Origin of the sequence: Vibrio sp. 10N.237.312.B06, from assembly GCF_041464685.1 — a bacterium.
Lineage (GTDB): Bacteria > Pseudomonadota > Gammaproteobacteria > Enterobacterales > Vibrionaceae > Vibrio > Vibrio tasmaniensis_A.
The window spans coordinates 1-11,468 of record NZ_JBFSPI010000065.1; the positions used below are offsets into that span (position 1 = coordinate 1).

Consider the following 11,468-nt stretch of genomic DNA (forward strand, 5'->3'; position numbering starts at 1 on the left):
ACTCTTTACCATGCTGTTCAAAAAACACTCACGAAAGATCAACACGCCCTAGTAACAAACTGCTATGCACAATGTGAATGAGTTAGACGAATAGCTTAGCGGATAATTACAGCACAAATTACGTGCATATAAAACGAAAGTTTATAGAAATGTTAATAAATCGTGTACTTTTTCTGTTATTGCTTTGATTTCAAGAGCTTTCAGCTTGTCAGACTTAGGCTTCTTTGTGCCTACGCTTCCGGTCATGAATAACGCAAATTTATTCAGAGTAATGCAACATTTCAAGGAAGCCAATGACTCCTTATTATTTTATAACCCCAATAAATTCGGATTAGTTTTTATAATCCAAGCTATAGATTTTTATCTTGATCAACTTCACACTTTTTGGTTGCTAAGTAGATGCTCAATCTCTAATATCTCGCGCCTAGATTCCCAGGTTACTTTACTTATTTGGCTCTCCTTAATGGAACGCCAAGGCTTTTTACGTCCTAATTTTTGGAGAGATACGCAAATGTCCGCCTCGTTTCCATTAGCGAAACTTACCTTTTTAATCGCTATCCTGACTGCCGTGGGTCAAATGACTCAAACGATGTACGTGCCTTCTATCGGTCATATGGCGGGTGAGTTCTTGGTTTCAGCATCTTCGCTTCAAGCTGTGATGGCGTGCTACCTGATCCCTTATGGTCTGTCGCAGTTTGCATACGGTCCACTTTCTGATCGCCTAGGTCGCAAACCAATCATCGTTGTCGGTTTGATCATCTACATCATCGGTACTTTGGTAGCATTGTTTGCTCACGAATATGAATGGTTCTTAGCAGGTAGCTTTATACAAGGTTTAGGCATCGGTTGTGGTGGTGCGATGTCTCGTACATTGACTCGCGACTGTTTTGAAGGCGCAGAACTGCACCGCGCAAACAGCTTAATTAGCATGTGTGTGATTTTCTCACCATTGATGGCTCCTGTATTAGGTGGGTACTTAACAGAAGCTTTCGGTTGGCGTTCTAGCTACTTGTTCCTGGCGCTGTTTGGTATCGCAGTGGTGATCACCATGATGACGAGCATGATGGAAACTCTGCCAAAAGAACGACGCAAACATGAATCGGTTGCCAACAGCTACAAGTTCGTTCTATCTGACAAACGTTTCCAAGGTTTCTTATTGGTATTGGTCGCAACATTTGCAGGTGTAGCGGTATTTGAAGCTGCGGCAGGTGTATTACTTGGCGGAGTACTTGGCTTGCCAGCAACCACAGTAAGCTTGTTGTTTGTATTACCCATTCCAGGTTACTTAGTCGGTGCTGGCCTATCCAGTTACATCGCACAACGTAGCAGTGAGCGCCGCGCTCTGAATGTTGGACTAGTTGCTATCTTGGTAGGGTCTACCGTGGTGTTGATACCAGGTCTATTTGGTCAAACAACAGCATTAACTTTGATCGGTGGTGCTACGATTTACTTTTTGGGCGCTGGTATCTTATTCCCGGCGGCAACAACAGGGGCGCTTTCGCCATTCCCGTACCACGCAGGTACTGGAGGTGCAATTTTGGGTGGTATGCAAAATCTAGGTGCTGGCATCGCAACACTACTGGCCTCGTTCTTCCCAGCTCAAGACCAACTTCCGCTCGGTTGCTTGATGATTGCAATGTCATTCATCGCCATGCTTGGTTTACGTTGGGTTAATCGTAAACCTGACCATTCAAACGAAATGCCATTGGCTATCTAAAGTAAATTCTACCTCAGCTCAAACAACGAAGAGGGACAGACTGAAAAGTGTGTCCCTTTTTCATTGCACGTTTTCCCCCAGCTCACATCTACCATCGATTCCATTAAACATTACTTTGATTTATTGAAAACAATAACAGACACTTACGCTGAAAGTACCAATCCAGAATCCAATTATAAATAACATCACTTGAAGAAAACTAACCACTAAAGGATGCTGGCATTAAAACGAGTAAGGTACACAATAGGATATACAGATGCGTTTCGCTTTAACCACATTAGCCGTATCGGCCGCACTTGTCGCCGGATGCAGCAATCAAGGAATAACAACCATGGACCACAACTCTCCATCGCAACTCATCGCACATCAAACCCAAGCTCCCGTAGCTAAGAAAGTCCCTCATGCAATGACGATTCATGGTGATACCCGAATCGATGATTATTACTGGATGCGTGATGATGAGCGCCAAGACCCAGAGATCTTGCAGCATCTTGAGCAAGAAAACCAGTACGCAGAGGCCGTGCTGAAACACACTGAAGCATCACAAGAACAGTTATTTGAAGAGATCAAAGGCCGAATCGCAAAAGACGACCATTCGGTTCCAGTTCGCAAAGGCAGCTACTACTACTCGAATGAAGTCACAGGTGACAACGAATACCCAGTTCACTTGCGTGAAAATGACTTTTTAGGTACAGACAAGCAAGTCATCTTAGATGTTAACGAACTAGCAAAAGACCATGAATTTTTCAGTATTGGTGGCTTAACGATCAGCCCAAGCGAAAACTTGTTGGCCTATGGCGAAGACACGCTGAGCCGCCGTATTTACACCATCAAAATTAAAGACCTCACGACAGGTGAATACCTAACAGATGAAATTGAAGGGGCTTCGAGCGCGATTGCATGGCAAAATGACAACCAAGCCTTTTACTACATCAAAAAAGATCCACAAACATTACTTGGTTATCAAGTTTACCGTCACGTTTTGGGCACACCTCAGACAAGCGATGAGTTAATCTACGAAGAAACCGACAGCGCTTACTACACCTCTTTGAGCAAAAGCAAAGATGGTGAACAGGTCTACATTTGGCACTCGAGTACAGAAACTAGCGGTGTTTCAGTCATAGATGCCAACAACCCAAACGCTAAAGCTGAAGCTTTCTACCCACGAGAAACGGGTATCGAGTACAGCATCGCTAAGCTAGGTGATTGGTACTACATCTACACCAACTACCAAGCAGTCAACTTCCGTTTAATGAAAGTCACAGCCGAAAAGATGCATGACCGCTCTAAATGGGTCGATATCATTCCTGCTGACGAGAATACTCAGCTTGTTGACTTCGAGCTGTTTGATGACCATCTGGTTTACGAGCAACGTGCGAATGGCTTGTCTACCGTGAAAGTTCGCCAACTATCAACAGGCAACGAGTTCCCACTTGAATTTAACGACACCGCATTTGCCGCTTACCTAACAAGTAACTATGAATTAGATAACTCAAAAGTTCGTGTCTATTACAGCAGCTTAACTACGCCAGGTACTTACTATGATTTCGATCTAAGTACAGGTGAATCTGAGCTAATGAAGCAGACACCCGTATTAGGTGATTTCGAAGCGGATAACTACCAATCAGAGCGAATCATGGTAACGGCTCGCGATGGTCAACAAGTTCCTGTGTCTTTGGTTTATCGTAAAGATCTATTCAAGAAAGACGGTACAAACCCTATCTACCAATACGGCTACGGCTCTTACGGCCACACAATCGAACCAACCTTTGGATCGGCTCGCCTCAGCTTACTTGATCGCGGATTCGTTTATGCTATCGCACATATCCGTGGTTCAGAAATGCTTGGTCGCCCTTGGTATGAAGATGGCAAGAAACTGACCAAACAAAACACGTTCAACGACTTTATTGATGTCACTAAAGGGCTTGTTGAAGAAGGTTATGGTGCTAAAGATAAAGTATTTGCGGTAGGCGGGTCTGCTGGCGGCCTATTGATGGGCGCAATCATCAACCAAGCACCAGAACTTTACCGTGGTATTGGTGCACATGTTCCGTTTGTAGACGTGGTGACGACTATGCTTGATGAATCGATTCCTCTCACCACAAACGAGTATGACGAATGGGGCAACCCCAACGATAAAACCTACTACGATTACATGCTAGGTTACTCGCCATATGACAATGTGAAAGTTCAAAGCTACCCGAACATGTTAGTAACAACAGGCCTGCATGACTCACAAGTACAGTACTTTGAACCAATGAAGTGGGTGGCGAAACTGCGTGAAATGAAAACAGACAATAATGTGTTGTTGTTCAAAACCGATATGGAAGCTGGTCACGGCGGGGCTTCTGGTCGCTTCAAAAGATTGAAAGAAGACGCACTTGAATACGCGTTCTTTTTAGACTTACTAAAAACTCAGTAGACTCAGCGTAACTGTAGGTATTCACACAATTTAACGTCGCCATTTAGTCTTTATAAAGTGGCGACAGAAATTATTAAGCATGGTTAAATACGATTAACCATGAAATCCACCAAATCAACAAACCCTTGATAAACAAGCAAGCACAAGGGTTTACGAGAGGTATAAAAACAAATGAAAGTCATTAGCTTCAACATAAATGGCCTTAGAGCCCGCCTTCACCAACTGCAAGCTATTATCGATAAGCACCAACCAGATGTGATTGGTCTACAAGAGATCAAAGTGCACGATGAAGCCTTCCCACTAGCCGATGTTGAAGCTATGGGTTACAAGGTCTACTTCCACGGTCAAAAGGCTCACTACGGTGTGGCGATGCTTTGTAAGCAAGAGCCAATTTCGGTACAAAAAGGCTTTCCTACAGACAACGAAGACCATCAAAAACGCATGATCATGGCGACGTTTGAAGACGACAATGGTGAGAAGATCACTGTGCTAAATGGTTACTTCCCTCAAGGCGACAACATTAAGCATGAAACCAAATACCCGTACAAGCGCCAGTTCTACAAAGACTTAATGACGTACCTGAACGATTACCACAACAAAGATGAACAAGTGATTGTGATGGGCGACATTAATATCAGCCCTACCGATATTGATATCGGCATTGGTGAACCTAATGCGAAACGTTGGTTGAAAACCGGTAAATGTTCTTTCCAACCAGAAGAACGCGAATGGTTGAAAACATTGATGGACTGGGGCTTTGAGGACAGCTTCCGTTTACTACACCCTGAAGTGAACGATCAATACTCATGGTTTGATTACCGCTCAAAAGGCTTCGTGGACAACCGCGGCCTGCGCATTGATGTGGTACTTGCGACTCAGAAGCTTGCTGACAAGTGTACTGAAGCGGGCATCGACTACGAACTACGCGGCATCGAAAAACCGTCAGATCACGCGCCAATTTGGTCGACGTTTAAGTAGTTACTTTTAGGTAACAGAACTTAGCCATATCAAGTAGCTGGTAAATCGTGTTCACTAGGCTAACCAGAAGCGAATAACGAAAGAGAGGAGTTAATATCTCCTCTCTTTTTTCGTCGTGACTCTATCTGCCATATACCTAATTAAGCGGCCAAGCGGTCGTGCCGTCAACATCTAACGGCGTCTTAGCAAATTCATCTAAGCAATAGCCTTGATTAGACGATGCAAAATATGTCAAAGGCATGTTACTTAGACTAAGCGCTGTGACTTGTTGCTTCGCTTTATCACTGAAACTGAATCCCCACATATCTAAGTATTGCTTCATATCCCTTTCTGCTATGTAGCTTAATGCGATAAGCAACCAGTCATTGTTGGTGATGCCTTCGGCTTCCTGTTTGGTGTAATCTGAAAAGCCAATCGAGCCTTTACCGTTGTTCCAGAGAGTATCACTGGCTTTCAAGCGATTAAACTCGCGTTCAATCAAGTGTAAGCGCCCTAGTAAATGCCAACCTGAATTCAATACACCTTGCTGCTCAGTCAACATCATCATTTGAATGAACATACGAGCTCCCCAACTCCAACCCGTTTGATTTTGAGCCGCCATAAAAGCGTTTGGATCTGGTTGAGTTCGGCTCTGCTGTAACAATTGATACTGCCCTTTAAAGTCTAGGCTTTGGCAAGACGATACCTTTGCCGTGTCTTTGTAATACTTTGATTTACTGAAATACGAATAGTAGTTGGTTGTTGAGTGGCCTTCCCATCCAGAGAATCTAAAACGTCCTCTTTCCAGTCCATGACCAAGCTCGTGCAAATCACCATGCCCTAGAGGATGAAAAGACCAATAAGCATCGTAAGGGTTTCCTGAACAACCGTAACCACAAGTCGCTTGATCGGCATTCATGTGCTTTACAATATCAATGTTCGCAATTTCCCAGCCCTTTGCCTCTCCGTATTGGTGTATTTCAGCAATTTCATCAATTCCAGGCCCTTTGAAACCCGCAAGTGCATGAGGAAGGTTGTGTACGTAACGCTCTGTGGCGAGAGCCATATCATGCGGCTGTGCCCAATCAGAAGATCCGATAGACTCTTTCATCTTGTCTAGTTTAGAGTGAACTTCAAATCCGGGAGTCACCAACTCAGCCCAGTCAAAGTTACCTTCTTCGAGCTGCGCGACAAAGCTATCGTTGTCCGCTTGACTTCGCCAAACAGGGTGTTGGGCAACATTTTCAAAACGCAGCTCTACATCGATATCGTTGGTATCAAAATGAACTTGTAATGTCCCGCCATAGGCAGAGGTCAGGTATATCGTTTCTCCATGTTTTACGGGGTAAGTTACCGAAGTCAAAAACTTCGGCCTTGCATAGCCGTCTTTACCCGAAAACTCATGAGTCGCACCGCTACGTAGTGTGTTAAGGGCAATCGACGTTGCCACTTTGTTATTATCTAATCGCGTCACTTTGATCGTCTTACCCGGTAAGGCATATACACCCGCCGCACGGAAGTTTTTCTTTGACTCTAAAGTAATAATCTTGGTGATGAGAGGGACATTCTTAAAGTTCTTGGTGCTGAAGTTCCCTAAACTCGGCTGTGCTGCGTTATGTTGTCGAGTGTTGTATGTCGCGTAATCACTGTAATACGACCGAAGAAAGTCGATTCTATCTGTTACGTCTTTACCCATTGGGTACTTAACGTCTTGTCGGTAGCGATCAGCAAGTAGCAGTAACAGCTTTTCATATTCGTAGTTCTTGGATGCAAAGAGATCAATTTTTTTGCTATCAAGCGTCGTTAGGTGTGAACGAATACTGTTCGCGGCCTTATAGAACTCTTCATCCATGTTGGACTCATCTGGGCAAGATTTGTCATCACATAAATTCAAGTCAACAGTGAAACTATCGAGTTTCAGGCGCTGTAAAAGTGCTTGTTGTTTGACGATATTATCTGGCATTCGATCAATCAGTTGCGTTGAATCCCAATTTGACAGCCCTAGCCTGCGCCAATAGTTATCACCAACATACGTCATATGCATTTCTGCAAATAGTGCGTTGCCTAAGTCCGTCATACCGCCATCAAGATGCAAGTACAGTACGGGAATCTTTTTGTTGAACGCCAAACGTAACCCCGTCATTACATCGTTAATTTCGTCACCATCATTTAACTTTTGAGACAAAATCAATAAATCAGGGTTGTTCGTTTCAATACATTGACTTAATTTGCTGCCGTCACAGGCGTTATCATCATTGATAACCATCGAAGGATTGATGTTGCTCGTTAGCCAGTTTCGCGTTGCTTTGTCATCAGGAAAATAATAAGACTGATCCATCTGAGCCAAGACAACATTCTTAGGTGAACTTGTGCCTGATGCCCAACCCACCAAGTTTTTCAACCACACTTCCATTTCTGCGTTGACTGAATCCGTTGAACGTTGCTTAGTTCGAAATGGGTTACTTGCTAACGCAGCGTAACGACTACCGCTCGATGTATAACCTGCAATACCAATCGCAAGCTCTTGGTCAGTATATCCACTCTGCATCGCTTTATTGGTTTGCAGGATGACATCGTTGAAGCCGTAAGTTGGTAAGATTATCGCGGCATCGTGTGTTGGATCCCAATGAAGATTGCGCAGCGGCGTGCCGTCTGAATTTTTAGACAGAGACTGTTTAATTTGACTGTAATCAGATTTGTATTGGGCAACGAGCGTTTGGCTGGCGTCAATAAACTCATTGGCATTAGATACAAGGGATGCATCTCCGGATTCAAGCGCTTTTTGTACCGCCGTTTTACTCGGAGGTTGAGCGGAATCACTAGAACCACCACATGCAGAAAGTAGTAGAGACGACGGCAGAATTAGACACAAAGATAAGATGTTTTTTTTCATTGTTATACGACACTCAAAAAATTGGAGCAAGTATATCTATGGGTTTACTTAAGTCAATTGATTCGACTAATGGGTTCGTAATTTATGGAGTGAATTTAACAAATACCACTTAAACTTATTAGAACCCGAACAATTGAATTGAAATTAAAAACGGCGCTACAAGAGCGCCGTTTATCTAAGACAATCTGTATCGTAGAGTTAACTTAACGGCCTTAAGTAAGCAAGGAAACGCTTCTCTGCAAATTTGAAAATCGCAATGATGATAAACGTTAGCGCCATGTAGAATAGACCTGCAGTTAGGAAAGACTCGAATGGAGCGTAGTAGCGAGAGTTAACCAAACGTGCAGCACCAGTTAGATCCATAATGGTTACAATACCTGCTACCGCTGAACCATGAAGCATAAAGATAACTTCGTTACTGTAAGCCGGTAATGCACGACGTAGAGCACTTGGCAAAATGATGCGGCGGTAAGTCTTTGGTGTGCTCATGCCGTACGCTTTCGCGGCTTCAACCTCACCTTTCGGTAAGCCATTAATAGCACCACGAATGATCTCTGCAGTATATGCTGATGTGTTCAGAATAAACGCAACTAAAGCACAGAACCACGCGTTTTCCCATAGTGTATCTTTTACTGGGAAGAATTGGTCCATACCGTAGTAAATCAGGTACAACTGAACCAATAACGGCGTACCACGGAAGAAATAAATGAACGACCAAGCTGGTGCATTAATCATCATATTTGGACTGTTACGAGCGATAGCTAATGGTATGGCTACGAATAAGCCAACAATCAAAGCGACACAAACCATCCAAGCCGTTGTCCACAAACCACCAAGGTAAATCGGCAGGCTTTCAATTATCAATGAAAAGTCCATAACTACCTCGCGTGGATACTGAATTTACGTTCAACCAACTTAAGTAAGCCCGTCGAAACACTGGTGAAGAATAAGAAGATGATTGCTACCGTCATATAGAAGGTAAATGGCATTTTGGTTGAACCCGCCGCCAGAGCGCTAACACGTACCATGTCTTCAAGGCCAATAATAGAAACCAGCGCGGTTGTTTTTAGTAAAACCAACCAGTTATTACCAAACCCCGGCAGTGCGTGACGAATCATTTGCGGTAATAGAATACGACGGAACGCTAAAACAGGGCCCATGCCATAGGCCTTTGCCGCTTCCATTTCGCCGCTATCAACAGCCATGATGGCACCACGGAAGGTTTCAGCCATGTAAGCACCGAAGATAAAGCCAATCGTTAAGACACCGGCAATAAATGGGCTGACATCAATATAATCAGGTAAGTAAGCGGTCCACTCGTGGTTAGGGTCACTCGACGTGAACCATTCATTGAGCCACTCATTGATGGAATACAAACTGTTGTTTAAAAGGATTTGTCCACCAAAGAAAATCAACATCATCAATACGAGATCGGGGATACCTCGAATAACGGTTGTGTAGAGGGTTGCAATAGCACGAGCCCAGCGGTAAGGCGCTAGTTTTGCTAAGGCACCTAGCATACCAAGAACCATAGCTAAAATTAGCGACAGTAAGGCAACTTCAATTGTAAGCACCGCCCCTTTCAGGATCGACGCTTCATATCCTTGTAAATCAAACATAATGAATTCCAACAGAACTGCGAAAAAGTTGGTAAGACAGGGAGAGGTGATCCTCTCCCTTAAGAAGTGACGCTAGAGATTACTTACCGTATACGTCGTAGTTGAAGTATTTAGCAGCGATATCTTGGTAGATGCCTTTTTCACGTAGTGAAAGGATTGCGGCATCCAATTGCTTAGTCAGATCTTTGTCTTGCTTACGTAGAGCAATACCAAAACCTTCACCGAACCACTTAGGATCAGTGAGTGATGGACCAACAAACTCGTAGTCTTCACCACCCGCTTTGTTTAGTACACCTTCTTCTAGAGCAGATGCATCACCCAGTACAGCAGCAACACGACCGTTAGCTAGATCAAGGTAAGCTTCGTCAAATGAACCGTAACGAACGATTTCTACTGTGTCGCCGTAGTTATCTGTTAGGTACTTGTCGTGAGTTGTTGCACGTTGAACGGCAATTTTTTGACCACTTAGATCATCAAAGTTAAGGTCTGCACCTTTTTTAGCGATGAACTTGTTCGGGATAAGTGCGTATTTACCTGTGAAATCGATCTTTTTCTTGCGCTCTTCCGTGATAGACATTGCCGCAATGATCGCATCATATTTACGAGCAAGCAGAGAAGGAATAATACCATCCCAATCTTGTGCAACGATCTTACACTTCACCTGCATTTCAGTACAAAGCGCGTTAGCCATATCGACATCGAAGCCTTTCAACGAACCGTCAGCTTCTGTCCAGCTAAATGGAGGGTAAGCACCTTCAATACCGAAACGTACTGTTTTCCATTCTTTTGCTTGAGCTACGCCCGTTGCAGCAGTTGCAGCAAGTGCCGCGACTAATAACCACTTTTTCATATCCCTACTCCTGTGATTTAGGTTTTTATGTTTTGCTAATTTTAATATTGTGTTTGTTGTTACTTGTTGTGTTTCATTGTTAACACTGTCGCCATTTACCTTAGCAACAGCATTTCAATTCTGATTAGTAAATCGATGAGATAAATTGTTGTAATCGCTCAGATTCAGGCTCAGTAAACAGTTTAGCTGGATCGCCCTGTTCTTCCACCAAGCCTTGATGTAAGAACATCACATGATTTGATACGTCACGAGCAAAAGCCATTTCATGTGTTACCACAAGCATGGTTCTTCCCTCTTCTGCTAGATCGCGCATTACACCAAGTACTTCCCCTACTAACTCAGGATCAAGTGCCGATGTTGGTTCATCAAATAGCATTACTTCAGGGTCAACCGCTAACGCTCTTGCAATCGCCGCACGCTGTTGTTGTCCACCAGATAAATGACCCGGGTAGTAATCTTTGCGTTCATATAGCCCTACTTTCTTCAGTAGCAGCTCAGCATTTTCAATCGCTTGTGCTTTAGGTACACCTAAGACATGAACAGGCGCTTCGATAACATTTTCGAGAACGGTCAGATGAGACCACAGGTTGAAACCCTGAAAAACCATTGCTAAGCGAGAACGGATTCGCTGTACTTGTTTTTCATTGGCAGGAACAGAAACACCTTGGCGGTTGTTCTTCATTTGAATTAATTCACCATTAACCCAAATCTCGCCAGCAGTAGGTGTCTCTAAAAGGTTGATACATCTAAGGAAAGTACTTTTACCCGACCCTGAAGATCCGATAATCGATACTACATCGCCTTTATGCGCAGAAAGTGAAATTCCCTTTAAAACTTCATTTTGACCAAACGTTTTGTGTAAATCCTTTATGTCCAGCGCTGGTACATCTTTCATGCGCTTTCTCTCCCAAGTTTGTGAAAATGCAAGGTACTCCGACCTTTTCATGCGATACAAACTAGCACCACACGAAACAACATGCAACAAATTATTAACCTAATAATTGAGAATA

At 43.6% G+C, this 11,468-nt stretch carries 8 protein-coding genes; 3 read left to right on the forward strand and 5 right to left on the reverse strand.

Annotated features, from left to right (window positions below; all coding sequences use genetic code 11):
* The first annotated feature begins 511 nt into the window (after positions 1-511).
* From emrD to xthA, 3 genes are all read left to right on the forward strand, one after another.
* Positions 512-1,717 carry a multidrug efflux MFS transporter EmrD gene (emrD, locus tag AB6C75_RS16515; RefSeq protein WP_065678765.1) on the forward strand — a complete coding sequence of 402 codons (1,206 nt, stop codon included), beginning with the start codon at positions 512-514 and terminating at the stop codon, positions 1,715-1,717.
* Positions 1,718-2,048: 331 nt separating this feature from the next.
* The gene (locus AB6C75_RS16520) at positions 2,049-4,139 is read left to right on the forward strand and encodes a S9 family peptidase (RefSeq protein WP_372108258.1); all 2,091 of its coding nucleotides are present in this window, start codon (positions 2,049-2,051) and stop codon (positions 4,137-4,139) included.
* 171 nt (positions 4,140-4,310) lie between these two features.
* Entirely contained in the window at positions 4,311-5,117 is an 807-nt protein-coding gene (gene xthA / locus AB6C75_RS16525; RefSeq protein WP_372108251.1) for an exodeoxyribonuclease III, read from the forward strand.
* Between the two features lie 136 nt (positions 5,118-5,253).
* Here the strand turns inward: xthA and AB6C75_RS16530 are convergent, their stop codons facing one another.
* From AB6C75_RS16530 to AB6C75_RS16550, 5 genes are all read right to left on the reverse strand, one after another.
* Positions 5,254-7,989, reverse strand: a complete 2,736-nt coding sequence (locus tag AB6C75_RS16530) for an ImpA family metalloprotease (protein ID WP_372108253.1) — start codon at positions 7,987-7,989, stop codon at positions 5,254-5,256.
* 198 nt (positions 7,990-8,187) lie between these two features.
* Entirely contained in the window at positions 8,188-8,865 is a 678-nt protein-coding gene (locus AB6C75_RS16535) for an ABC transporter permease (RefSeq protein WP_009846321.1), read from the reverse strand.
* Positions 8,866-8,867: 2 nt separating this feature from the next.
* Positions 8,868-9,608, reverse strand: coding sequence for an ABC transporter permease (locus AB6C75_RS16540; RefSeq protein ID WP_012603591.1), 741 nt, complete (start codon positions 9,606-9,608; stop codon positions 8,868-8,870).
* Between the two features lie 79 nt (positions 9,609-9,687).
* Positions 9,688-10,458: an ABC transporter substrate-binding protein gene (locus AB6C75_RS16545; RefSeq protein WP_102248930.1), complete on the reverse strand. Its 771-nt coding sequence runs from the start codon at positions 10,456-10,458 to the stop codon at positions 9,688-9,690.
* 124 nt (positions 10,459-10,582) lie between these two features.
* On the reverse strand, positions 10,583-11,353 hold the full coding sequence (locus tag AB6C75_RS16550) for an ABC transporter ATP-binding protein (protein WP_004736532.1): 771 nt from the start codon (positions 11,351-11,353) through the stop codon (positions 10,583-10,585).
* Between the last annotated feature and the right edge of the window lie 115 nt (positions 11,354-11,468).